Origin of the sequence: Paenibacillus sp. 2TAF8, from assembly GCF_052114825.1 — a bacterium.
In the GTDB taxonomy this organism is placed as follows: Bacteria; Bacillota; Bacilli; order Paenibacillales; family Paenibacillaceae; genus Paenibacillus.
Genome location: NZ_JBFRFN010000004.1, coordinates 292,676 through 317,504 on the forward strand (window position 1 = coordinate 292,676; position 24,829 = coordinate 317,504).

The window sequence follows — 24,829 nt, forward strand, 5'->3', positions numbered from 1 at the left end:
GAGTAGCCCATTCACTGGAAGTCCGACCAACCTCTGATTGAAATCATGATCTATTTTGCACTTTTGTGAAAGTTTTTGAAGGTTATACGCAAAAAAACGCCCAGCTTGCAACTGAGCGTCATCCAGCACGTAGCGGGATACGTGATCTATTCGGTTACGTTAAATCCCTTGTATTCCTCACTCCAGGCCATAATGGAATCGAGAACAGGCTTTAGTTTATGTCCGATATCGCTTAATGAATATTCAACTTTAGGGGGAATTTGAGAATATACGTGACGTACAACAATTCCGTGTTTCTCCAGAGCGCGGAGCTGTTTAGTTAAAGTTGCATGCGTAATGTCCGGAAACAACCGCTGAATTTCATTAAATCGCATCGTTTTCTCACTCAAAAACAAAATAATCAGCATCGACCACTTGCCCGACAATACCCTTTGAGCGCTTGTAATTCCGCATTCTTCCAACATCTCATTGGTATAGTTCATCCTGATTTCCTCCAGTATCTATTCGCATACTAACGCTACAACAAGAGCGTAGAAACCCACCTGAACCTGTTCTATGATATGAATTGCACGATACAATCGTATCATAAGTACCCTTTTTGGAACATTAAAATAATACTCAGAGGAGGACAATAAAATGAGTACCCTTTTACCAAATTGCAAAGAACATGTACTATCCGCTTTTCATTATAGACACGCGACCAAGAGGTTTGACCCCACCAAGAACATATCCGAAGAGGATTTCAACTATATCCTGGAGACGGGAAGATTATCGCCTAGTTCAATCGGATTAGAACCGTGGAGATTTGTTGTTGTGCAAAATTCAGCTTTAAGAGACAAGCTGAAAGCTGTCTCACCCGGAGCCCAAGGTCAACTCGACACGGCGAGTCATTTCGTGATCATCCTTGCTCGCACAAATGTAAGATATGATTCCAAATACATTACCGAACAGATGAGGAATGTGCAAAACAGGCCTGAAGAGGTCGTTGCGTTGGTCTCCGGCGCTTTAAAAGAATTTCAGGAGGTAAGTGGAATGCTGAATGATGAGCGTTTAATGTACGAATGGTCTGCCAAACAGACGTATATCGCTATGGGCAACATGATGACTGCCGCTGCATTAGCCGAAATTGATTCTTGTCCCATTGAAGGATTCGACTATGCAGCAGTAGACCGGATTCTAAATGAAGAAGGTTTGTTAGAAGAAGGAAACTTTAAAGCATCCGTTATGGTTGCTTTTGGATATCGAAATGAAGAACCTAAACGGGAAAAAACAAGAAGTCCTATAGACCAATTGGTGAGATGGGCATAAAGAGATTTTCTTTGGATCGAGCCTGATGGCAATAACGGAGGTAGACAACTTACATTCTAATGAAGGAGCCGGCATAGCTCGGCCAGTCTGCCCCGTTATTACCTTTTCAATGGCTCATTGTCCGAGAACAGATCCGGGTTTTCCTTCAACATCTCCGTAAGCACCTCGGTGGTTCTGGCGGCATCACAGACACTTGCTACAGCATCCCCGAAGCTTCCTTTGTGCATCGCACCTGCTTGAACCAGCACCTCATCCACCTTCCAGAAATGCTCTGACCAGGATAGTCCGCAATGTCTGCGTGAAGGCACGGAAATTTTAGCTCCATCTGGCAATACGGTATACAACATCTCATGTTCATCGGTCATTCTGCCCGGAATGTCCACCCACTCCTCGATTCCATGAATAAACGTATTCCGTTTCAAATCCACGCCCACCAATAAGATTGTCGCTTTGCGATCGAGCAACTTACCCCATGCAGAACCTCGTGCACATGGCGTATCGAAGAGATGGTCGTCCTGTGTAAACTCCCGTGCATCCTTACCTAGTGCCGCTACAGAGTGTGTAGGATGCCAGGAACGTATCACGTTAGGACGTTTACGGAACAACTCAGGCAGAATGCCCACACAACAGGAAGACGTTTCCACGTGGAACAATGGATTGCTTTTGTTAATGGTAGACCACGTATGTGTAGGCAAAACGAGCAAGCCATCCTTCATATATTCGCTCAGCGCATCCAGTACGGTATCTGCTCCGCCTTCCACCTCCCCCATACTCTTCATGGAAGAATGCATCAGCAATGTGCCGTGACGATCTATGCCTAATTCCTCTAGCTGCACGATAAGACTGTCGTATGTATGTGTCATCTTGGAATAACCTCCTTAGGGATCAGTGATGTATCGAAAAATAAAACAAAGAGCCGAGATAGGTTCTCGGCCTCTGTAGTAAACTTTTATACAGCAAGCAGATGCTCGCTTTAACGTTGAATATGCTGATAAGCTTGATCTTAGATACTCTGATCATACTTCAGGCTTGATCGGATTACAACCGAGATTCTTTCTTTGTATTTGGAATCAAGGCATAGATTAAAGAACTTAGTGATGATTCTACAACGATATATACAATTTATAATCTCATAATTCCATGTTTGTCGGTATGACTATTTAATTACAACGTACTCCAAGTTCACCAGCTTCGCATACGTGATAATCTGATCTGTCGTCAGGTTCAGGGATACCACCGTGTGGTGTCCGCCACCGTTTTCGATCCAAGCTTTAACTCCGTCTTGGAAGTTCGGTTTAACCGTCCACAGAACACGAGCAACTGGCAGATTTGGCGCTGGAACCGTTGGCTCGAAGGCAGATACTTCGTTGATCAGCAGTTTGTAATGTGTACCGAAGTCTGCCATGGATACTACAACACCTTCGCCAGCTTTGCCGTCAAAGACGAGACGAGCGGGATCTTCACGATCGCCAATACCCAGTGGGGACACGATGATTCTTGGTTTTGTGCTGGCAAGTGTGGGGTCTACTTCAAGCATGTGAGATTGAAGAATCGCTTCTTGGCCCGCTGCCATTTCATACGTGTAATCTTCCATGAAGCCTGTGTTTTCGTTATGAGCCATAATTTTCAACAAACGATCCAGTGCCGCTGTTTTCCAATCTCCTTCACCCGCAAATCCGTAGCCTTGAGCCATCAGGCGTTGTACTGCCAGACCCGGAAGCTGCTTCATGCCGTGCAGGTCTTCAAAGTTCGTTGTGAAGGCTGTGTAACCGCCATTATCCAGGAACTTTTTGATCGCAATTTCATAGCTTGCTTGCACACGTACGCTGGCTTCCCATGCTTCTTTGCTGTTGGTGCCATAATCGAATTCATACAGATCTGCATATTGCGTGATCAACTCATCGATTTCTTGCTCAGTTACAGCGTTCACGTACTCGACGAGGTCGCCGATGCCATAGTAATCTACCGTCCAGCCAAACTGGATTTGAGCTTCTACTTTATCGCCTTCTGTTACCCCTACATTACGCATGTTATCGCCGAAACGAGCAACTTTGATGTTGAAGCTCTCGTTGTACGCCACCGCTACGTCCATCCAGTCTGCAACCTGCTGCTGCACTTCGGGACGCTCCCAGTAACCCACAACAATTTTATTTTGTTTTCTCAAACGAGCATTGATGAAGCCGTACTCACGGTCACCGTGTGCCGCTTGGTTCAAGTTCATGAAGTCCATGTCGATGGTTGCCCATGGGATGCTCTCGTTATATTGTGTTGCAAGGTGAAGAAGCGGCTTTTGCAGCAATTTCGTACCGCGAATCCACATTTTTGCTGGAGAGAAGGTATGCATCCAAGTGATAACGCCTGCTACTTCATCGCGATAGTTCACTTCTTTCATAATGCTGGTGATCTTGTCTGCGGTTACAGCCAGATCTTGAAGTACAAGTGGATAAGGGAGTACGCCACTAGCGTTCAGGGCATCTGTAATTTTCTGTGCGTTTGCTTTAACTTCACCGAGTGCTTCTTCACCGTACAAATGTTGTGAACCGACAACGAACCAAAACTCTTTTGCTGCTGTTGCTGACATGGAATCATCCTCATTTCATTAATTTATAGTTGGATAGGGTAGTTACACCGGGTCACTGCGATTGCAGTACCATCTTTCGATCGCTGGTTATCCTCGGATTTCTTTCCTTCCCCTCTTAAGGGGGAAATCCGAGGATAAACGCGAGCGCTTCGCTTCTACAGATTGGTTCTGCACTCTCCGTTTAATGGTGTAAAAGTTCTATACAACCTTGGGTTGGATAAGATAGTTACACGAGGTCACTGCGCAGACAGATTAATCTTCCGATCACTGTTATCCCCAGATTTCTTTGAATCCCTTATATATAAGGGGAAATCCGGTGATAAAGGTGAAGCATATCCTTCCGAAGTAGCTTTCGTGCCGAAAGCTTTTAGCTCCGCTTCTACAGCTTTCTTCTGTCTGCTCTGTTAATGGTGTAAAAAGGTTATTCAACTTTGGGTTGGACAGGGTAGCTACACCGGGACACTGCGATTGCAGTACCATCTTTCAATCGCTGGTTAACCTTCGGGATACTCTGATTGCACCATCCCAACCTCTACAGTTCCAGATTACTTCTGGCCGTAGTATGCGTCCTTGCCGTGTTTGCGCAGGTAGTGTTTATCCAAGATGCCTTGTGGCAGTTCTTTAGCAAAGTTGTTCAGTTGGCGCGCGTACAGGTTCATTTTGCACACTTCCTCCAGCACAACGCTGTTCACCACCGCCGACTTGGCGTCTTTGCCCCATGTAAACGGTGCATGACCATGCAGAAGTACTGCCGGAATCGCCATCACATCCAGTCCGCGCTGTTCGAATGTTTCAATGATTACGCGACCTGTCTCCATTTCGTATCCGCGGTCAACTTCGTCCTGATTCAAGAAACGGGCACACGGTACAGCTCCGTAAAACGTATCGGCGTGAGTCGTTCCCATGACAGGTACGTCCAGACCGGCTTGCGCCCAGATCGTTGCCCAGGTGGAGTGTGTATGCACAATGCCACCAATTTCCTTGTAGTGTTTATATAAGACAGCATGGGTTGCGGTGTCCGAGGAAGGTCTCATCTCCCCTTCCACCACGTTACCGTCGAGATCGACGACAACCATGTCGCTGGCTTTCATTTTTTCATAATCGACTCCACTTGGTTTAATAACGAACAGACCGCTTTCCCGATCAATCGCGCTCACATTGCCCCAAGTGAACTTCACCAGTCCGTGCTTTGGAAGCTCCAGATTGGCCTCAAATACTTCTTGTTTTAGTTGCTCCAACATGTTTAGTTTCCTCCGTTCTCTACCAGATGCTCTACAGCGGCATGTTCAATGGCAAGTCCGCTTCGGTAGCGTTCGATAAATGCTTCAAAGCCCTTCACATCGGCTGCGTCTGGTGCCACTTCGACCCCTTCTACGTCCTTGAACACCTTCTGCTCAAGGAATACGTCCAGCGTTTCATGCTGATCTTGGTTAATCAGGTACGATGCCAGCAAAGCCATTCCCCATGCTCCGCCTTCACCAGCTGTAGACATCACAGATACCGGAACATTCATAGCTGCTGCTACGATACGCTGTCCCACTACAGGTGTTTTAAACAGACCGCCATGTGCCAAAATGCTGTCGATGGCTACCTGCTCCTTCTCGGTCAAGATGTCCATGCCCAGCTTAAGCGCGCCGAAGGCACTGAACAGATGCGTGCGCATGAAATTCGCCAGATTAAACTTGCTTTCAGGAGAGCGAACAAACAGCGGTCGTCCTTGCTCCAGTCCTGTAATATTTTCACCGGAGTAGTACCCGTAGCTAAGCAATCCGCCCCCATCCGGGTCAGCCTCAAGTGCCTTGTTGAACAATACACTGAACAGCTTGCCGGAATCGGCCTCGATGCCCATTGCCTCAGCAAACTCGCGGAACAAACCGATCCATGCGTTCAGATCACTCGAACAGTTGTTAGCATGCACCATGCCGACTGGACTGCCATCTGGCGTGGTTACCATATCAATCTCGGGATATACGCTGGACAATTCCTTCTCCAGTACGATCATGGCGAATACTGATGTGCCCACCGAAATATTACCGGTCCGTTTGCGCACACTGTTTGTGGCAACCATACCTGTTCCCGCATCGCCCTCCGGGGCACAGAGTGGAATCCCCGCTACCAGTTCTCCTGACGGGTCAAGCAACTTCGCTCCAGCTTCCGTCAATGCACCTGCATGTTCTCCTGCGAGGTACACTTTCGGCAACAAATCTTCGACCTTCCACGGATAACCTTTGCCAGCGATGTGCTCATCGAACTGCTTGATCATTGCCGGGTTGTAATTATGCGTTGTCTCGTCAATCGGGAACATACCCGATGCATCGCCGATCCCAATTGCCTTATTGCCTGTCAGCAACCAGTGGATGTAACCCGCCAGTGTAGTCAGGTAATCGATCTGAGGTACATGCTGCTCTCCGTTCAGAATCGCCTGATACAGATGGGCAATGCTCCATCGCTCAGGGATGTTGAATTGCAACAATTCTGTGAGCTCACGTGCAGCCGCACCCGTCGTTGAGTTACGCCAGGTACGGAACGGTACGAGCATTTCGCCTGCCTGATCCAGCGCAATATATCCGTGCATCATTGCCGAGAAGCCGATGGAGCCTACGGTCGTCAGCGGTACACCATACTTATGCTGCACATCCTGCTTCAACTCGCGGTAAGCCGTCTGCAACCCGGTGATGATATCCTCCTGATTGTACGTCCAATAGCCGTCTTTCAGCAGGTTCTCCCATTCATAACTGCCGGAGGCAATTGTCTCAAAATGCTCATCAATCAATACTGCTTTAATGCGCGTTGATCCAAGCTCAATCCCAAGTGAAGTTGCCCCCTTGGCGATGGTTTCTTTCACATCCACATGACTCGTCACTTCCGCATATCCCCTCTCTTGTTGCCATCTACGTCCGAGGAATGGCATCTATTCAGGTGCAAGTGTAATAAAGTGCAGCTCCACTTCCGTTTATGGCTATAATCTATTTGAGCATTCCAAGAATGCGCTTTCCTGTTCTGACAGCCTTAGTATATTTTTTGTACGTACATTTGTCAATGAGATATCCAAGTTATACTCACAAAGAACCGATTTTGCAAAAAATCCAATAATACCAACGAATTTTTATTCATTTTTCTAGCATATATGTAAGGTTCAATTTGACAAATTGATTGCCAGTTGTACGTATCATTCCGATAAATGTACGGTTTATCTTGCAAGTAAAGCGATTCATGCTAGAATATGTACGTACAACTTAAGCAATGATTGAATAACTTATTGATCGAATTAATATTAATAGAAGGTTATTCTGTCATCGAAGCACAGTGCAAAGACCTATAATTCAATTTATATAGAAGTTACAACGAAAGAAGTGGATGATTTGAAGCCGAAATACCAAGTGATTATTGATGATATAAAGAGCGATATCCTGTCGGGAATATACAGCATTGGTGAGCAGATTCCCACGGAATCGGCTCTGCAAGATAGTTATAACGTGAGCCGCCAGACGGTTCGCAAGGCCATTTTAGAATTATCCAACGAAGGATTTTTACGCAGCGAAAAGGGGTCCGGCACCTATGTCAGCAATCAATACCGATCGCGAACAGGTGGCAGTACCTCCAAGAAGACGATTGGTGTCATCACCACCTATATCTCGGACTATATTTTTCCGTCCATTATTCGCGGTATCGAACGTCGTCTGAATGAGGACAACTACTCGCTGTTGCTCGCCAGTACGAACAATGATGTCGCCCAAGAGAAAAAGGCGCTTGAAATGATGCTCTCGTATGGTGTGGATGGTTTGATTGTGGAACCGACCAAAAGCAATCTGTATAACCCGAATATTGCGTACTACCTGTCCTTTAAGGAGCAGGACGTGCCGTTTGCGATGATTAATGCGTATTATGAGGAGTTAGAGGTACCCTTTTTCTGTCTGGATGATGTGCAGTCCAGTTATCTCGCCACTAAAGAGTTAATCTCTAAAGGACATACCCAGATTGGGATTATTGCCAAAATGGATGATCTGCAGGGCAAGTACCGGATGAAGGGATACATTAAGGCTCTGRGGGAAGCAAAACTGAGGTTCCATCCCGAGCATGTGCTCTCGTTTGACACCGCATCAAAGGCTGATCTGTCTGCGAACGTGACAGCCTATCTGCAAGAAAATCGGGATGCACTCACCGCAATCGTTTGTTACAACGACGAGGTTGGTTTGGAGGTAGTACATGCCTGTCGCCAGCTCGGTATTTCGATCCCGGATGAGCTGTCGATTATTGGTCAGGACAATTCCTACATCGCCAAGAATGCAAACATCCGACTCACCACACTCACTCATCCCCAAGAGCAGATGGGGCGTGACGCTGCCGATTGGGTCATTCGCAAGCTGCAGGGGAAGAAAGACCTTCCCAATCAAACCTACTATCAGCCTGAACTGGTGGAGGGTGAAACCGTGAAGGAGATGGAGATCGAGTAAGTATCAGAATAAGAAAAGGCTGTCCCACGGCAGCCTTTTTTGAACTTTTTTTAAATTCAGATGCGCTCGAACTCTTATTTTCATATTATTCCGCTGTGGTTCTCTTCAACGCTCTCAATCAAGGAAGGTTAGCCGCGACAATCTTGCCCGTGTTACCAAAAACGTAGATCTTTCCTCCGAACTCCGCAACCTGATACCAATCTTCCGTAGATAAGACCTCTTGCTTCGTCCATTTCTTTGCATCCCTAGATACGAAAATAGAACCCTCACTGCCTACGGCAATAAACAGCCCTCCGGCATGTGCAATGCCGAAGAACCCTGTTTCCATCCCATGCGCATATAATTGGTCAGGGAAACCGGATTCCACCCACTTTAGGCCATCAACCGATGTCAGAACCACTGCAGTGCTCGCATTGCCATAATAACTCGCTGTGGTTACGACAAATTTGCCATCGCCCCATGTTATATCATAGTTATGACCTGGAAACAGCGCCCGAATCTCATTCCATGTCACCCCATCTTGGGATGCTAGAAGAAGCCCGTTATCTCCTACGGCAACCAGCGTCTTGCCATCCGATGCCATGGCATTAATTTTTTTCTTCACCTTCGTATTTAACGTCTTCCACGTCTTACGGTCTTTGGACGAAAGAATCGTGCCGGCCTCACCCGCTACGTAATACGTATTACGACTATATATCACACTTGTGAGAGAGCGAGTAGTAGGGGATTTAATATTCTTCCACGTAAGCCCGTCCACGGAAGACATCATCTTCCCATCATCCCCTACAGCGAAGAAATCCTGACCAGACCAGATCACATCCCGAAGAGGAAATGTCTGTTTCACTTGCGCAGATGCCCATTTGCCCGAGGTGTTCATCCGAGCTGATCCTTGAGAGCTTATGGATATAAAGTCCAACCGACTGCGATTACCACCTACGATAACCAGTCGGTCTTTGTTTACTGCGGCTCCATATACATTCGTCGGGATTTGAAAAGAATGCTGTTTGGCCAGCTTCCACTTCCGTCCATCTGATGAGGTTTGAATACCGGCATCTGTAATCGTGACATACTGCTTCCCGTTATGAAGAGTAACGTAAGGATATTGCTCTGGCTTGGATACAAAACCTGCATCACTCCAGTTCTTCCCATCCTTGGATGACCAATTGATCTGCTTCAGAATATGTTTCTTTCTATCGACGTATTCAAAACCTGTAATGTAAAATCGGTCTTTCACCCAATGAACACTGGACCAAAATACATTGGATGAAACAAAGCTCCACTTCTGCCCATCTCTGGAGGTCATTATCGTCGCATCGCCTACGGCAACAAAAGCCCCGCCGCCATAGGTCATATTCCAGATCTGCTCAAAGTTTGGCTGATTCGTCTTCACCTTTTTCCATGTGATCCCGTCCTTGGATACTGCAGTTATTCCTCCCTCATATCCTTGAGCCACAAACATCTGATTGCCCCAAGCTACACCCGTGAAGTTGGTTTCAATCCCTGTTTTTCGCTCCGTCCACTTCACAGCATCTTCAGAAGAAAAAATCTGCCCGTCATATGACGTACCGCCAACTACGACATACCTCTTTCCATTCCATGCTGCGCTTCTCGGAAAACTTATATGTATTGGTTGATCGGACTTCTCCCAAGCGAGACCATCCTTGGATGTCCATACACTGACGAATTGTGCTTCCTGACGAAAACCTACAAATTGGTTCTTGCCCCATATGATCAAACTAAAATCTACTGGATAACCTGTATAGGTCGTCTTCCAGGACAGCCCGTCTTTCGACGTCTTCACATTACCTCCAACAGCCGGCATAACATATGTCCCGCTGCCGTAAGCAACGGAACGGGAAAAGTGATCATTCAACTCGTCCAGCGATGACCAATTCAGTTGCAGCAGGCTTTCTACGGCATCTCCATTCAGGTTACTTTCCTCATCTGCCGCGTAGGAAGATGTAGCGAAAACGGATAGCAGTACAAATAGCATAGCTGTTATCAACAGCATAAAACCCTTTTTCGTTGAACCCCATTGTTTACGAATCATACGTACCTCCTTCATGATGTACATTACAGTTTTACGTTATATTAGATATTACTTCGAATTAACCTCGACATAGCTAAGCTCGCCACAAGCAGGTAGATATCTACTATCCGCGCAACTCAGCTGCGGTCTGCAGTCGGAAACGTCAGGAGCACCGTCGTACCCACTCCCTTCTCACTCATATACTTGATCGTTCCGTTAACCTTCTCCACGATGCTGAAGCAGATCATCAGGCCCAGTCCCGTACCATTCGTTTTGAGCGAGTAAAACGGCGTACCCAAAGCTTTCACCTCCTCCTCGGTCATCCCACAGCCTTGATCCACAATCTTGATCTCTACCTTTTGCTTCACAACTCTTGCTGTTACGTGAACCATGGCTCCCGTATCCGAAGCTTCAAGGGCGTTTTTGATCAGATTAATGATAACCTGCTTGAACTCAACGGCATTCATGAGGATAGTACAGCCCTCCCCAATCTCGATATCGATATGTTTATTCGACAACATGGCGTAGGAGCCTAATAGACTGGCTACCCCCTCAAGCACCTCCTGCACATCCACCTTCTCGTCTACCAATATTTCTCTGTTCGGTTTGGCAATGGACAGAAATTGAGAGGTCACCTGTTCCACTGTATTCAGCTCATCGATCATCAGCGCAAACTTTGAGCGATCTGCAGCGTCGAAGGCCGGATTTTGTTGATACAACTGTAGGAATCCTCGTACTACCGTTACCGGGTTACGAATTTCGTGAGCAACCGCTGCCGTCAGATGTCCTACCATTTTGAGGCGTTCAGATTGTTGCACCTGTTCCAAATATAATTCTTGCTTTCGTACGCGATCAAAGGTCAGATAGAAAATGAGAAACAGGAGCAGCTGGCTCGCCAAAATATTAATCAGATTGCCAGTCAAATCTATATGTATATATTTGTATATATTATCTTGCTTATGAATATAAGTCGTCACAACCACCAACATGATCGTATTCAAACTGAGCGAAATATAAAACAGCTTGAAATCATAGAACAGAATCGCGAGTGCTGGAAGCAAACAGATCATAATGTACGTTGTCCACGTCTGAGGATATATCAAAGCAAGGGTGTAGAAATAGACAAACCCGAGCAAAATGATGCTCAATCGAAACGCAAACGTTTCATAGCGGGGGTAAATAAGTAAGCAGGCAGGTATAGTCACAGCACATAACAAATGAATGACATAACCGGTTGTAATACCCTGAAGCTCTGCGGTCGAGACTGCTAATCCGGCTGCCATTAGAACGATCATCAAAAGCATGGATATATAGTAGGTCTTTCGATTCATTGGGCTATGCAATTCCTTCATATATTCACCACCTTTGTTCATGAATTTCATATATATAGTATTGTATCTTATTTCCTGTATTCCCTTCCATGGATGCGAAATATTTTATTTCCCCCACTCCTTACTGCAACCAAAAACAAGCTGCATGGGCTAGTCGCCCATGCAGCATTTCAAAACATTTTTCAACATCAAGACATCGTTAAGGTTTAATCACGGAAAGAAGTGACTCATTGCCCTCTGAGATCACCGTTACTTCCGGTGCGAACTCGGCATCCTCAACATGTAGCGTTTGACCAATTTTCATCGCGCTAATATCAAACTCGACCACGGTTGGTAGATGACGAGGCAGCGCCTCCACTTCAATTGTAGCTAACTGAATCTGCACAACCCCGCCGTATTTCGCATCCACTGGGGTTCCGTTGAACTTGACCGGAATTTTGGTACGTAGCACCTCATTATTCTGCACCTGCTGAAAATCAACATGGAGCAATTCCCGTGTAACGGGGTCACGTTGCAAGTCTTCCAGCAACACGGTAAGTGAAGGTTTTTCTTCAAATTGCAGTTCAATGAACCCGGACGCACCTTGTTTCAACCATTTTTGAAAGGGTACCGACGGGATATGAATCATCTCATTCTCTGTATTTTTGCCAAAAACAATACCTGGCAGGCGGCCAGATTGGCGTAAATTCTGAAGTTTGGACGGCTTTAATTTGATACGGTTCTCCGCTTGTATAAGAGTAGTCATGCTATGTTCGCTCCTCTGTATTCTATGATTTTCTGTATACATTCACTTTCCATCATCCAACATTCCCCTACGGGGGCTAAAGAGAGAAACATAGCATCACCACCTCCACATGCTTTCATATAAAATACATTAAATGTAAACTCCCGTAATATACAGCAAGGCACTCTACTCGGAAAAGTAGAATGCCCTTGGGATATGCTCAGCCTATCATAGAAACCTATTTTTGTCGATATGAACCAGCTAACCGTCAAACTATAATATTCATCACTTAACAAACCGATAAAGTATTGGTATATTGTGGATTATAAGAAGTCATTTTACACTTATTATAATATAATTTAGAAATTGGAGCATTTATTCATTTACGAATAGGGGTGTTTACGAATGAAGGTTCAAAGCACAACCCCGTTTGACCTCAATACCTACACTCATTCACAACAACGCACGGGACAAGCGGCTCAACCAACAATAATCTCAGGGAAGTTCGAATTATCTCATGACACAGATACCGTAGAGATCAGCAATGCTTCCAGACAGCTCGCCTCCTCCGATATCGTAAATCATGCGGCAGTTTTCTTCGGAACCGTTCAGATTAACGAGTCACTGGAGCGCCTGCTCAAGAGTCAATCTTCTGAGGTTAAAGAAGCAGTGTACGGCATCATCCAGTCCAATCTGATTACGGATGTAACAGATGAGGACCAACGATCCACTTTACTAGAACTTGGTCTAACTCAAGCACAATACATAGCGAACAACTACATGAAAGGCAATCAGGCCACCGAGTTCATGACTACGATCCGCCAGATTGGTGCGATCTCCACAACCAGAACAATCAACCCTGAAACGAAACAAATCCAGTATAATACACCACCGCAACGGCCGGTTGGTGCACCAGAGGATTACGTTGATCTTAATTACATGATGCGTAAATTCCAGCCTCAGACCTATGATAAGTTGCAAGATGCCATTATAAACAACAAAGACTGGAGCAGCATTCTACAGAATTTTGCGAAACAGGCATCAACGAATCAGGCATGGATCAAAGAATACCGTGAGGATGCGGCCCGCTCTGCTGATAACATGCCCATCCAGAACCGGTTTGAGAAGGCTGACACGACCAGCCTAAGCACATTTGTCCATGCAGTGAAAGAGATCATTACCCGGACCGATTCGCCAAACAACAAGCTGCTAATCGATAATATCGAAGCCTTTATGCGAAAGCTTAAACCCGAGGGTAAGACCGTCTAAGCAGAAGTTCCACTTCATATATATCAAAAGCTCCACTCACCGGTTTCATGGGAGTGGAGCTTTTGTTCAGTCCGTCCTGGTTGCTTCCGCAGCAGAAGGATACAGACGGAATCTGCGCTTTTTTTTCGAATGATACATACCTTGGATCACTTAGTCGTAAGCTTCAATTAAACGGTGGTCAATGTCAGCACGATCCGGTCACCGGATCGGGTGATTTTGTAGATTCCTTTTTGCATATCAATGCCGTAGTGTTTTTTTAACAACCATTTGGCATCGAGATCCGGCTCAATCACCACTAGATAGTCATAGTTACTCAGCAGATTGTCCATATTATCCTCATAGAACAGCACAATACCGTCCACATTGGGAGCATATAAGAAGTATCTACCCACGTATTGCATGTAATAACTGGTGACCTGTTGATCCCGGTCGGATCCATAGAACAGATACTTGTTCATATCCTCCTTACCGCCTGTATACCACCGATCCCCTGTCACCGTGTGCACCTCGTAGGGAAGAGTCTGGTCATACGTTTTAGTGATCGAGATCATCCCGTTATACTCCGACAAGAGTGTGGTTGCTGCGAGTGCCATACAACCGATAATTCCCTGTTGATAATGCCTCTTCGTCTGAACCGTCTTGAATGCTTGAAAATCGGGAACCTCACCAATGCGGTAGTGGAACGTGCGCTCAATGTCAACGGCTGCACAAAGTACCAATCCACCAGCAAAGAGTACAACGATACTTGAGGCGTAACGCTCGAATCCTGCCAAGCGGACAGCCTCATCCACAGGCATGGAGAACAGATATAACGCCAGAATTCCGGCATAGTACAGTACAACGACCACGTTCAGTGCAATCAGCACTTTCCACAGGTTCCACTTCTTCTTGAGCACCACATAGGCGACGATGGAAGCAGCGATTGCAGCGATCTCAAAAATGACAATGCCTAGCACAGGTCTGGATGTAATATCCACGCTAGATTTCAAGAAGAGCACCAGAATGTCCCACTTTTGCTCCGCTGTTTTACCAGACTTTAGCGCTGCAGCGGCTCCCTCGAACTTGTTATTCACACCTTGGAATACCGTTGCCATGCGCCAGCTCCAGCTGAAATACGGCAACAATGCCCCTATAATCGTACCGAACACAGCGAGTCCAATCTTCCAGTTGGCACGTTGCTTATTCGCAAGCCAGATGTAGACGAGAAAGATAAGACCAACGGCCGCAAAAATAATGCCTGTGCTTTTAATCACCGTCAGCAGACCTGCCAGCGGCAGGATAATGATGCAAGCTCGCTTAAGATCATGACGATACTGGTATATCGCTGCCATAATCGCGAGTGCATAGATTGGAAGCAGGAAGTCTACCAGCAGGTTGGTGATACGAATCGTCAGGTTGAAAAAGGATAACGTGGATAAACCTAACCCGAGAAAAGCATACAATAGAAACCTTTTTTTCTCTGACACGATGCCAAACATGGCATAGAAACAGGAAAAGATTAGTAGCCCCTGCGCCAGCAGCATAATCGGCTCAGCATGTCCCATGAATCGGCAGATGTAGTAGATAAACGACGAAGTGCCGAGCGGGTAATTTTTAAACTCAATCAGGTCCGAATTCGGCGTTGGAAACGCATTAGTGCTCAGCATCTCCTTCACTACAATCGCCCAATGTGAGAAATTATCGTAGTGAGTCAGCTCCGTGTGGAACAGAATGAGCAGAAATACGAAAACCCCACCCAGAAAACTTAATTGAAATAACGAAAATGAAAAAGACCATGCTCCCCGTTTGCTCTGGTACAAGGCTTGAATCACTCTGCCTCTGAGTAACAATAGACCTGTGACCAGCACAACAATGCTGCCCGTGAAGAGCTGCCCTGTTAATCCGGCGAAATAGACGATACAGGCAATAGCCGAGAACACAAATATCGGAATAAACTCCCACCGGATGGACATGAATTTACGGACAAACTGCATATAACCAACCATAGATATTATGAGTAACATGCCCATCACAAGTTGAAGCAAAAACAGCATTTCTATCTCTCCTAACCCTCTTTGGTGAACCGCTCAGCTTGTGGACGGATCAAATCACTCAGCAACTGATCAATCAGACCACGCCCCAAGATCTCATCGATATTCTCTACGGAGAGAAGCACTTCACGTTTGTTCGCCGTTGTTTTTCCTGTATGTTTTAAGACCACTTCAATATTGCTTTCGGTGTAAAAGGTTACCTCTGCCCCCTCTGCTATCTTACCTTGCAGATTTGTGGCAGAGAAGAAACGATAATTGAAGCTGAGCAGTGTACAGCTTGCATGATTTGTGAACGTCACGGGAAGATGAAGGGACAGCCTCGGCATTTTCCGCTGATCCGACTTAGGCTGGATGATCCGCTTTTTCACATTGCGAAGCATGTCATCGTATGCCGTATCCCATAGATTCATCTGCTCTGGCAGCGAGTGCTTCCGGTCATAAATGAGCTGCATGTATTGCCGATTATCCGTCTCACTGAGCGGTTTAACCGTTGCGGAATAGCGCCATCCCTCGCCATCGGCCTTAACATATACAATAACAGCATCAAGTTTGGCTTCATATCGACTCGATTTGACGATCAGAGAGATCGTCTTCTGCTCCGGCAAATAAATAGGGTATGGAACGTAAAATGCGATGCCATTTTCCGACAGATCAACGGTTTTGGCCTCATATCGTAGCGTACTATCCGGATAACCGATGATAACATCCTCCTGTGCTCGTATCCGCTCATTCTCCCGATATGCCCGGCGTCCGATCATGAAGAAGAGGGCATAGAGCAAGGCAATCATATTGTGAACGAGCCAGAAGATGATAATGCTGCTGAAGAACAAGGCGATGCCGTATTTGCCGTTCACATACCGAATAATGGCGGCGATGGATAACAGGAGTAGAAAAATATGCGGCAGTGCATATTTCATCGAGGCAATCCACTCACGTCCGGTTGAACGGTTTTTATTCGTCACCTTGAACTTACGCTCACGGATGCCCACTGTCTCCAGAATGACTGGCCAGATCAGATAAGGCATGAAGATCGTATCAATGACCTGACTCCAGCGTTGATTTCGTATATTACTCGACAGATAACGCATCGACAGACTGTAAAAGAAATACGAAGGCAGCCAGAAGATTAGAATCTGCCAGAAGGTCGTATTTACAATCTGGAAATCAAACAAGGCAAACAGAATAGGAGACAGGATAAAGATCAGTCGATTAAAAAAAGACCACCAGTACAGGAAACTGCTTACATAGGTTATCCTGGTCCAGAAAGGCAGCTTCCTGGAGATCGGTGCACGCGTATTTTGCAAACTCTGGATAATGCCCCTCGCCCAGCGAATCCGCTGCTTGATCATACTCGAAATTGTGGTCGTGGTCTGCCCTGCTGCCTGTACTTCCTGGGTAGCATACGTGATATATCCTTCCTGCTGTAACCGGATGCTTGTCTCAAAATCTTCCGTAATGGTGTTCAGTGGGAATCCACCGATATCCACCATACCTTGCCGGGAAATCACCGTATTACTGCCCGTATATGCAACCGCATTGGACGCATTGCGCAGAATGTTAACCTCACGCGAGAAGAAATCCTGTTCATTCGGAATCCCTTGCTCCGCATATAGGTTGAACTGGAACAGATCGGGATTGTAAAAGCTTTGCGGGGTCTGAACCAGCCCCAGCTTAAAGGTCGGATCCATCTCATCCTCACGGCGAAGCCGCCATTCTCCATTCTCCTCGGTAAACGTGGAGAGCAGGAAATACGGGACAGTTTTCATTAGAAATGTATGCTGCGGAATCATGTCTGCATCAAAAGTGGCGATCAGCGGAGAAGAAGTCTTGCTCAGCGCATTGTTAAGGTTACCGGACTTGGCATCCTTGTTGCCTGGGAAACCCAGATACCCTACGCCGAACTCCTTCGCCAGTTCTTCCACTGCAGGTCTCGCCCCATCATCACACAGATAAATGTGCACCTTCGACTTGTCCGGATAATCCATGAACGTACAGGCATTCACCGTTTTATATAGAAGGTCAACGGGTTCGTTATGTGTGGCGATAAACACATCGACATGCGGGTAATATTCATCCGGGATCACCGGAAAATCGAGCTGTGCCCGTTTCTTTTGCATCTTTTGAAAAAACAACTCGAAGGTCGTGCCCACCGTGACCGCCTCCGCCATAATGAGCAGTATGCCAAAGATAACATTCAGCACCCCTTCTCCCCATGGTAGCGTAAAGAACATACGCCAGATCAGATAAATCGTCATGAGAATCATGGTGATGATGAAAAAAACATTTTGTCTTTTCTCGTTTTGCACTACAGCTGTTTCCTCCTTGCTGCAAATACCCACCTCCGCTGCAGTTGAAAGCTCAGCAGGAATAGAATGGCGTCACAGACGAATTTCGCCGCCTTCTCATCCACGAGGAATAGGGTATGGAATAAATAAACGCCTGTACTTGACAGCAATATAACCAAGCCGCACAACGTTAAGTAACGCCATAGACTCCCCCGGCTGTCTTCCTTTCGGAACACAAAATATCGATTCAGTACATAATTCACAACAATAGAAATGACTCGGGCGATGACGGTGGCGAGCAGAATTCTTAAATAATGCTGATCCCCCATCAGGGGACGCAGGAAATCAATCAAAAACCAGGCAATGCCCAAATCGACCACTGAGCTCGCGACTGACGATGAAATAAAACGAAAGAAATTAGAGAATAGTACACCCATCACCCGGGCACTATCCTGAATAGCTTTGAAATGTGTACCTGCATTTCCGTTTTCATAGATCACCTGAATGGGCACAGTGTGAATGGCTATACCGGATTGAATACAGGAAATCAGCATCTGCAGCTCATATTCAAATCGCTTGCCGCGCACATCTAGCATAAATGACAATAACTTTGTGCTGAATGCGCGAAGTCCCGTCTGGGTATCCGACAGTTTCTTTCCATATAACAGGGCAAAAATAAAAGAGGTCATGCGGTTGCCTAACAGGGATTTCGGCGGAATACTACCTTCGTTAAAATCACGCACACCGAGCAGTAAGTTATGGGGATGAAGTTTGGCTTCCTGGGCAATGCGATACACATCCTCCGCAGCGTGCTGACCATCAGAATCTGCAGTAACGACGTAATGAGCCTGTCCGTAATGCTGTGCTATGTAACGAAATCCGGTCTTCAGCGCCTCACCTTTCCCCTGATTTTCCGCGTGTCGCAGCAAAACACATCCATTATCTCCCAATTCTTCGAAAATGTGTTGATAGGTTTCACCAGATCCATCATCTACAATGACCAAATTCGTAAACCCGTAGTCTCGCAACTGACGCACATAGGACAAAAGCCTATCATCTGGTTCCAACGAAGGAATGAGGATAATTGTTTCGTCCTTTTCTTTTGCTATAATCATCCGAAATGAGCCCCAATTCGACATATTTTCATGAAAATTTTGTCGCAAATTAGCGTTATTATCTTCTTTGAATATAGGAGAGTATACCATCGAAAAGGTGGGTCGTAAACGAGCAATTTTGTAATCTAATGGTAAAAAAGTTTGACATTCTCATGTACATATATTAGTCGTAACAGACTATATCACTCTGACATATTAATCTTGCAGATGCCACATAAATAATAAAGAACCCCCGTCTATTAAACGGGGGTTCGGATGACATCGTATGACTTATACAACAGCTTGGTAAAATGAAAGAATCTTTGATATCCAATGCTGTATGAATCCCTTGATAAATTAATGTGGTGATTGCAGATACTTTTGATTTTCTTTTGAGTATCTTTCGCTTAAACAGTCAGTTTAGAGTTGTTACTTGTGCCTTTATTCTGATATTTGATAGCCCATTTGTATACAAAGGTCAGAACAAATCCAGTAAGACCACAGATCGCTGCAATAACAAAGGCTCTCTGATAACTGCCATCCGCGCTATACACATTCCTCATGATGGATGGTCCGAAATAACCCGCCAGTGCAAATCCGATAAACATGATCCCGTAATTCACACTGTTGTTTTTGGCCCCAAACTGATCTGCGGTGAAGCCGGGGAATACGCCCATCAGGGATCCAAAGCTTAAACCAATCATGGAAATCCCTATATAAAATGTCCCCACACTGCTCTCTCCTGAAAAATAAAGCATAGTCAGCCCAGCGACTGATAAGAGAGAGGTAATGGCAAGTGTATTGATTCGGCCAATTTTGTCTGAGATATATCCTGCCAGAATCCGTCCGCCTGTATTAAACAGCGCCAGGATCGAAACGACTGTTGTTGCGGCAGCAGCCGACAAACCAACCATTTTCTGAGCGATAGGTGAAGCTTGAGAGGTGCACATCAGTCCGGCAAAAGCTCCGCTGATTAACAGCAAGATCATCACGTAGAAGATCGGGCTTGCAAGCATACCTTTCCAGTTCTTATCTTCTCTCACAGCACGGCCAAGATTGGCTGCCTTCGGTGTCCAACCTGTCGGAACAAAATCGACTGGACATTTCTCAATAAAGAATGAAGCCACGCAGATAATAAGAAGAAAGGCACTCCCAATGATAAAAAATGCAGAGGTTACACCCGAGTTACTGATGAATGCATTGGCAACCGGAGGAATGATTACAGAGCTTAATCCATAGGCCGCCGTAGTGACGCCCCCAACCAATCCACGTTTATCCGGGAAAAACTTGATTGAGTTGCTGATGGTGCACCCATAGATCATACCTGTTCCCAAGCCAAGCACAATCCCGTATGCAAATACCAGAAAACCTACAGACGTCGCAAAGCCGGATAAAATCATACCGCCCCCAAATAAAATCCCTCCAACCAGAATGACATTCTTAGGTCCAAACCTGTCATTGATCCATCCACCCGATATCATTGTAATAGGCCCAACCGAATTGCAGATCGTAAACACAATAGCCAAATCTCCTGGTGTCAATGTACGCCCTGTGAGACCACTTAGATATGCTGCCATCGGAGCAGCGAATACACTCCATGCATAAATGGAGCCAATACATAGATTGATAAAGCAACTTGCAATCAGAATAATCCATCTCTTTTTTGTCAGTTCCACTGAGATCGTTTCCCCTCATGATTGTATTGTGAAATAATTCACTAACTTATGCGATAAAGTGTAGCACAGCTTTTGATATCCATCTATGACAACACGTATAGCTTTATCAGGGATTTTTTGTAGTTACCGAACGGAGTAAAGACTCTCATATTTAGACGAATGGTAGGTTATGTAAGAAACAGGTTTGAACTAAAATAAGATGAGAGTCGTATATTCTGATTTGACCCTGATTAAAGGCTGTGATGTCAATGTTATTTCAACGGGACAAATGGCTACAATATCGGGCCTTGAGCAGTGTCCCTTTACTCGCCAGCCGATTGCCGGAAACACAGTTGCTTGAGCAAGAAGCCTTCGACCAAATGCTGCTACAGCATTCCAGTGTCGTGCTGAAACCCTGCGATGGGCGCTATGGCAGAGATATTATGTTTATCCGGCGTCTGAAGACGGGCACCTATCGAATCCAGAATGAGAATAGTACCATTACGATGCAAAACAGAGACGAATTACAGGATTGGCTTGATCAAGTTGGTAAGGATCGTGAGTATATCATTCAGCAGCGTCTATATTTAGCTCGTATTCAGCAAAGGCCTTTCGATCTTCGAGTTATGGTTCAACGCCAGAAGACAACCTCTTCTGTTTGGCGCGTGACCGGCTCCTATGCCAAGATCGCGTCACGCGGATATCTGGTGACTAATGTGACCAACCGTACCATTCCTGTGCTCAAAGCGTTACAATTAGCACGTGCTGGTGGACGAAAGCAACTTCTTCAAGTGGAGCGCACTGCTCTGCTGGCTGCAAAGAGTCTCGAAGTGCACTACCCTGATCTGAGACAAATCGGTTTTGATATCGGCATCGATAAGAAAGGCCGAATCTGGATTATTGAAGGCAATTATCGACCCGACCTTCGTCCTTTTCGGCGCTTGAAAGATTCCTCGATGTATCGCCGAATATTGTGGTACCAGAAACACTAATTTTGAAGCTTTATGACGCAAAGAAGCGACTCACCGTTGATCTGGAGAGTCGCTTCTTGCGTTGCATACATTTTTTTACGCAACAATCTGCTTGATCTCGCCTTGCTCTACCATATTACTGATCATCCTTAACATTTCCGGCGATGTCTAGCGGAGCCTACCACACGCGTTACCCGAAACTGGTTCGGGCCGACCTGGATAATGGCAAATTGGCTGTAAGATGTCCCTGATGACGTGTACGGTTCGGCCTCGATGTTTCCACTCGGTGTGATCACAGTAGCTGTTATTCGAGTCACCAGACAAACACCGCGCCCTGAAGACTGCCACGTCCCTTCGCGTTGAACACTGTAACGGTCATTGCTACAGAAAACAGATGGATACTCGACCGTTCCATACGCATTAAACGAAGTAGAGTTATAAATCTGCACCGGATCATAACCACCTGTAGGTCTACGATTTCCCATTCTCAAAACCTCCTTATTGTTGATAGTTTATTAGATACAGTAGAGGGATTTTGGTGAGGGATAGACGTGGACAAGGCAGAAAAAAGTGTTTTTGCCTCACAAAAAAACCACCCGCTGGATTAGCGAGTGGTTCGTAACTGTTGTAGCCATGTATAATGCTCGTCACATGTTGATCTTGATTCGATCATTCATTGCTTGCAGGTGAGGATTAAGAAGCTTTAGCCGCTGCTGCTTTTTGAATCAATGCTTTGGCATCATTCATCGAAAGGCCTTGCTTAGGCTCTAGCATTTTTTTGTCTGTTACATTGAAAATACCTTTATCAATCAGTTTCGCCAGTGGCTTCACCGCATAAGCAGATACGGATGTTCCATCTTCAAAACCAGCAATAATGGTTGCTGCCTGCGCTTCGGACGCCGGGCTGTTTACCAATTTGGCCAAAATTGTTGCTGCCTCTTCCCGAGTAATATCACGTTCAGGATAGAAGTTACCGCCGTAACCTTGAATAAATCCGGCTTTGGAAGCTTCTGCAATTGCATCTGCATATGCGGCATTAGGAGAAACATCCTGATAAGATGGTGCTGTAGATACTTCGTTAAGCTTTAACAGATCGACGAGTGCAGTTACAAATTCAGCACGAGTAATAGGCTCATTGTTAACTGGTGCTGGTGTTTCTGCTGGCTCTGTAGCGACAGCCAGATTTGTGATACGTCCTTCTTTCTTAGCTTGGATGTCGCCGCCTTTGAACGTATCTGTGATGTACTTGTAGAACACATCCAGATCAATCGGACCAGCCAAAGATGATTTCGCATCCAACAGTACTTTGTAGTTATCTCCACCTGCGGCCATGAAATTGTTTACAACAGCGGTGTATGATTTTTTAGGATCAACCGGTGTACCATCTTCAAGCGTAAGAGCCGTCACACGCTCAGCAACCGGCTTGCTGAAGTCAGCGGTGTATTTCAAACCAGCGATTTGCAAAGTTTTTGTGTTTGGTGTGCCGTCTGCATTCGTTCCCCATTGCTGTTGCAGTAACGTTTTCACTTGCTCACCTGTCAGTTCCAGCTTCACGAGTGTATTGCCGAAAGGCTGGATTTTAGCCAAATCCGCAAAAGTCACATCACCTTTTGGCAGGTCTGCACGGATGCCACCTGGATTCATGAACGCAAAGTCAGCCTTGCTTGCTTTATCTCCAAAGTCCGCTTGACGCATCGCATCTGCGATCAGGTTGCCCAGCGGAGCTTCGTTATTGTAAGCATCTGTACGCAAAACGGAGCCATCTGTTGTACCTACTGGCTTAGTCAGCTCAGGGTGCTTGTCCAAAGACTTTTTAATGATAGCGAGTGTTTCAGGGTCTTCTTTTACACCCTCTTGGAACGTTGTTGTTACGGTAGCTGATTTTTCAGTTACATCCCCGGTAACAGGGTCAATCATCAGCTTGATATCTTCAAAAGCCGTACCATACGAGTACGCTTGCACAATCAGTTTGCCATTCACGACACCGTTTGCCAGAGCATGGTTGTCACCCGCAACGATAACATCAACAGGTGAGTTTGCAGGCAAGGCTTTTGCCAGATCAGCTGCTTCACCAGTTGTTACGCCTTCTTTAGTCGATGCTGGGTCATGGGCCAGAACGATGATCGTTTCAACGCCTTGGTCTTGCAATTCTTTTGCATATTTATTAACGGCTTCAACCTCTTCTTCAGCGCTCAGGAAACGTACGCCTGCTGTACCTGCTGGAGATACTTTGTTCGGCGTCGATTTCGTCACAAGGCCAATAAATCCGATTTTAACGCCGCCTACTTCTTTAATCACATACGGTTTAATCAGGGGTTTACCCGTGGAGTTTTCGATCACGTTTGCATTTACATAATCAAATTTCGCGCCGCCATGAGTTACTTTACCTTCTTTTGGATCAAGACCGCCGAAAATCTGTGCTTTCAATGCTGCGATCCCTTGGTCGAATTCGTGGTTACCCAGGGAACCCACATCAAATCCCATCATATTCATCCACTCCATCGTAGGCTCATCCCGATCAAGAGATGACACTGGAGCCGATGCGCCAACCGAGTCCCCGTTATGAAACAACAGAGAATGCTCATACTTGGCTTGAGCTTCTTTGAGATAGGTTGCTAGAATTGGAGCCGATCCTGCCTTTTTATCACCAACTATGGATGTTGTATCTAGCTGGCCGTGAAAGTCATTGATTCCAATCAAATGTACTTCTACATCTTTGCCTGCGGCAGAAACCGAACCTGCTGCACCGAATAGCTGAGTGAGTAATAATGTAGCAGCAGCCACACGAATGGTGCTTTTCCCCAAAACTTTTTTCCAAGACATGAGTAAACAAAACCCCTCTCCAATTTCAGATCCTGAGATATTTTACCATAGTTCAATTCATAAAAGGGGTTAATTCTATTAAATCTATGTAAAAAAATTATAGAAAAGATATAACTCTTCATATTGAATATGTTACATTTTATATTTTCCACTTGCTGTAATGGAATAAAATGTTATATATACTTTTTGTAATCACTTTCCGACTCTGTTACATGCATAAACTACCCTCTTTCACGACCACTACGCCTTCCTGCAACTTCTATATACATCCTAAA

Annotated in this window: 18 protein-coding genes; 4 read left to right on the top strand and 14 right to left on the bottom strand. The window is 45.7% G+C overall.

The features are described from left to right. Positions 1–146: 146 nt before the first annotated feature. Entirely contained in the window at positions 147–482 is a 336-nt protein-coding gene (locus AB4Z30_RS08585; protein ID WP_441925249.1) for a winged helix-turn-helix transcriptional regulator, read from the bottom strand. 154 nt (positions 483–636) lie between these two features. On the opposite strand from AB4Z30_RS08585, the gene AB4Z30_RS08590 reads away from it, so the two are divergent. Continuing rightward, a complete protein-coding gene (locus AB4Z30_RS08590) occupies positions 637–1,308 on the top strand; it encodes an NAD(P)H-dependent oxidoreductase (RefSeq protein ID WP_441925251.1) in 672 nt (223 codons plus the stop codon). A gap of 98 nt (positions 1,309–1,406) precedes the next feature. On the opposite strand, the gene AB4Z30_RS08595 is transcribed toward AB4Z30_RS08590, so the two are convergent. From AB4Z30_RS08595 to AB4Z30_RS08610, 4 genes are all read right to left on the bottom strand, one after another. Further along, positions 1,407–2,171, bottom strand: coding sequence for an AAC(3) family N-acetyltransferase (locus AB4Z30_RS08595; protein WP_441925253.1), 765 nt, complete (start codon positions 2,169–2,171; stop codon positions 1,407–1,409). Between the two features lie 293 nt (positions 2,172–2,464). Further along, complete coding sequence (gene araA, locus AB4Z30_RS08600) at positions 2,465–3,889, bottom strand: L-arabinose isomerase (RefSeq protein WP_145335123.1); 1,425 nt, start codon at positions 3,887–3,889, stop codon at positions 2,465–2,467. Between the two features lie 545 nt (positions 3,890–4,434). Next, a complete protein-coding gene (locus AB4Z30_RS08605) occupies positions 4,435–5,130 on the bottom strand; it encodes an L-ribulose-5-phosphate 4-epimerase (RefSeq protein WP_441925255.1) in 696 nt (231 codons plus the stop codon). Between the two features lie 2 nt (positions 5,131–5,132). Then, positions 5,133–6,752, bottom strand: a complete 1,620-nt coding sequence (locus AB4Z30_RS08610; RefSeq protein ID WP_441925257.1) for a xylulokinase — start codon at positions 6,750–6,752, stop codon at positions 5,133–5,135. A 499-nt stretch (positions 6,753–7,251) separates the two neighbouring features. Here AB4Z30_RS08610 and AB4Z30_RS08615 point away from each other — a divergent pair, with 499 nt between their 5' ends. After that, entirely contained in the window at positions 7,252–8,343 is a 1,092-nt protein-coding gene (locus AB4Z30_RS08615) for a GntR family transcriptional regulator (protein WP_441925259.1), read from the top strand. Between the two features lie 118 nt (positions 8,344–8,461). On the opposite strand, the gene AB4Z30_RS08620 is transcribed toward AB4Z30_RS08615, so the two are convergent. From AB4Z30_RS08620 to AB4Z30_RS08630, 3 genes are all read right to left on the bottom strand, one after another. Next, entirely contained in the window at positions 8,462–10,393 is a 1,932-nt protein-coding gene (locus tag AB4Z30_RS08620) for a hypothetical protein (RefSeq protein ID WP_441925261.1), read from the bottom strand. 116 nt (positions 10,394–10,509) lie between these two features. Beyond that, on the bottom strand, positions 10,510–11,724 hold the full coding sequence (locus AB4Z30_RS08625) for an ATP-binding protein (protein ID WP_441925263.1): 1,215 nt from the start codon (positions 11,722–11,724) through the stop codon (positions 10,510–10,512). Between the two features lie 178 nt (positions 11,725–11,902). Continuing rightward, positions 11,903–12,448 carry a 50S ribosomal protein L25 gene (locus AB4Z30_RS08630; RefSeq protein ID WP_441925265.1) on the bottom strand — a complete coding sequence of 182 codons (546 nt, stop codon included), beginning with the start codon at positions 12,446–12,448 and terminating at the stop codon, positions 11,903–11,905. 384 nt (positions 12,449–12,832) lie between these two features. Between AB4Z30_RS08630 and AB4Z30_RS08635 the strand changes: the two genes are divergently transcribed. Further along, positions 12,833–13,696 carry a hypothetical protein gene (locus AB4Z30_RS08635; RefSeq protein ID WP_441925267.1) on the top strand — a complete coding sequence of 288 codons (864 nt, stop codon included), beginning with the start codon at positions 12,833–12,835 and terminating at the stop codon, positions 13,694–13,696. 167 nt (positions 13,697–13,863) lie between these two features. Here the strand turns inward: AB4Z30_RS08635 and AB4Z30_RS08640 are convergent, their stop codons facing one another. The 4 genes from AB4Z30_RS08640 to AB4Z30_RS08655 all read right to left on the bottom strand — a co-directional run bounded on the left by AB4Z30_RS08640 (position 13,864) and on the right by AB4Z30_RS08655 (position 20,781). Continuing rightward, positions 13,864–15,729, bottom strand: a complete 1,866-nt coding sequence (locus AB4Z30_RS08640) for a hypothetical protein (protein WP_441925269.1) — start codon at positions 15,727–15,729, stop codon at positions 13,864–13,866. 11 nt (positions 15,730–15,740) lie between these two features. Further along, the gene (locus tag AB4Z30_RS08645; protein ID WP_441925271.1) at positions 15,741–18,032 is read right to left on the bottom strand and encodes a glycosyltransferase family 2 protein; all 2,292 of its coding nucleotides are present in this window, start codon (positions 18,030–18,032) and stop codon (positions 15,741–15,743) included. Next, a complete protein-coding gene (locus AB4Z30_RS08650; RefSeq protein WP_441925273.1) occupies positions 18,032–19,126 on the bottom strand; it encodes a GtrA family protein in 1,095 nt (364 codons plus the stop codon). Before AB4Z30_RS08650 ends, AB4Z30_RS08645 begins: the two co-directional genes overlap by 1 nt. Positions 19,127–19,512: 386 nt before the next feature. Further along, positions 19,513–20,781, bottom strand: a complete 1,269-nt coding sequence (locus tag AB4Z30_RS08655; RefSeq protein WP_441925275.1) for an L-lactate MFS transporter — start codon at positions 20,779–20,781, stop codon at positions 19,513–19,515. 248 nt (positions 20,782–21,029) lie between these two features. On the opposite strand from AB4Z30_RS08655, the gene AB4Z30_RS08660 reads away from it, so the two are divergent. After that, a complete protein-coding gene (locus AB4Z30_RS08660; protein WP_441925277.1) occupies positions 21,030–21,752 on the top strand; it encodes a YheC/YheD family protein in 723 nt (240 codons plus the stop codon). 128 nt (positions 21,753–21,880) lie between these two features. Here AB4Z30_RS08660 and AB4Z30_RS08665 read toward each other — a convergent pair whose 3' ends face one another. Continuing rightward, positions 21,881–22,216, bottom strand: coding sequence for a hypothetical protein (locus tag AB4Z30_RS08665; protein ID WP_441925279.1), 336 nt, complete (start codon positions 22,214–22,216; stop codon positions 21,881–21,883). Positions 22,217–22,424: 208 nt separating this feature from the next. Continuing rightward, positions 22,425–24,554 (bottom strand): 5'-nucleotidase C-terminal domain-containing protein, encoded by a 2,130-nt coding sequence (locus AB4Z30_RS08670; protein WP_441925281.1) that lies wholly within the window; start codon positions 24,552–24,554, stop codon positions 22,425–22,427. Positions 24,555–24,829: the final 275 nt, after the last annotated feature.

Bases quoted from the DNA above. Each gene is read 5' to 3' on its own strand.
- AB4Z30_RS08620 (WP_441925261.1), bottom strand. From the start codon at position 10,393: ATGATTCGTAAACAATGGGGTTCAACGAAAAAGGGTTTTATGCTGTTG.
- AB4Z30_RS08595 (WP_441925253.1), bottom strand. From the start codon at position 2,171: ATGACACATACATACGACAGTCTTATCGTGCAGCTAGAGGAATTAGGC.
- AB4Z30_RS08660 (WP_441925277.1), top strand. From the start codon at position 21,030: ATGTTATTTCAACGGGACAAATGGCTACAATATCGGGCCTTGAGCAGT.
- AB4Z30_RS08585 (WP_441925249.1), bottom strand. From the start codon at position 482: ATGAACTATACCAATGAGATGTTGGAAGAATGCGGAATTACAAGCGCT.
- AB4Z30_RS08630 (WP_441925265.1), bottom strand. From the start codon at position 12,448: ATGACTACTCTTATACAAGCGGAGAACCGTATCAAATTAAAGCCGTCC.
- AB4Z30_RS08590 (WP_441925251.1), top strand. From the start codon at position 637: ATGAGTACCCTTTTACCAAATTGCAAAGAACATGTACTATCCGCTTTT.
- AB4Z30_RS08640 (WP_441925269.1), bottom strand. From the start codon at position 15,729: ATGCTGTTTTTGCTTCAACTTGTGATGGGCATGTTACTCATAATATCT.
- AB4Z30_RS08670 (WP_441925281.1), bottom strand. From the start codon at position 24,554: ATGTCTTGGAAAAAAGTTTTGGGGAAAAGCACCATTCGTGTGGCTGCT.
- AB4Z30_RS08625 (WP_441925263.1), bottom strand. From the start codon at position 11,724: ATGAAGGAATTGCATAGCCCAATGAATCGAAAGACCTACTATATATCC.
- AB4Z30_RS08635 (WP_441925267.1), top strand. From the start codon at position 12,833: ATGAAGGTTCAAAGCACAACCCCGTTTGACCTCAATACCTACACTCAT.
- AB4Z30_RS08605 (WP_441925255.1), bottom strand. From the start codon at position 5,130: ATGTTGGAGCAACTAAAACAAGAAGTATTTGAGGCCAATCTGGAGCTT.
- AB4Z30_RS08650 (WP_441925273.1), bottom strand. From the start codon at position 19,126: ATGATTATAGCAAAAGAAAAGGACGAAACAATTATCCTCATTCCTTCG.
- araA (WP_145335123.1), bottom strand. From the start codon at position 3,889: ATGTCAGCAACAGCAGCAAAAGAGTTTTGGTTCGTTGTCGGTTCACAA.
- AB4Z30_RS08665 (WP_441925279.1), bottom strand. From the start codon at position 22,216: ATGGGAAATCGTAGACCTACAGGTGGTTATGATCCGGTGCAGATTTAT.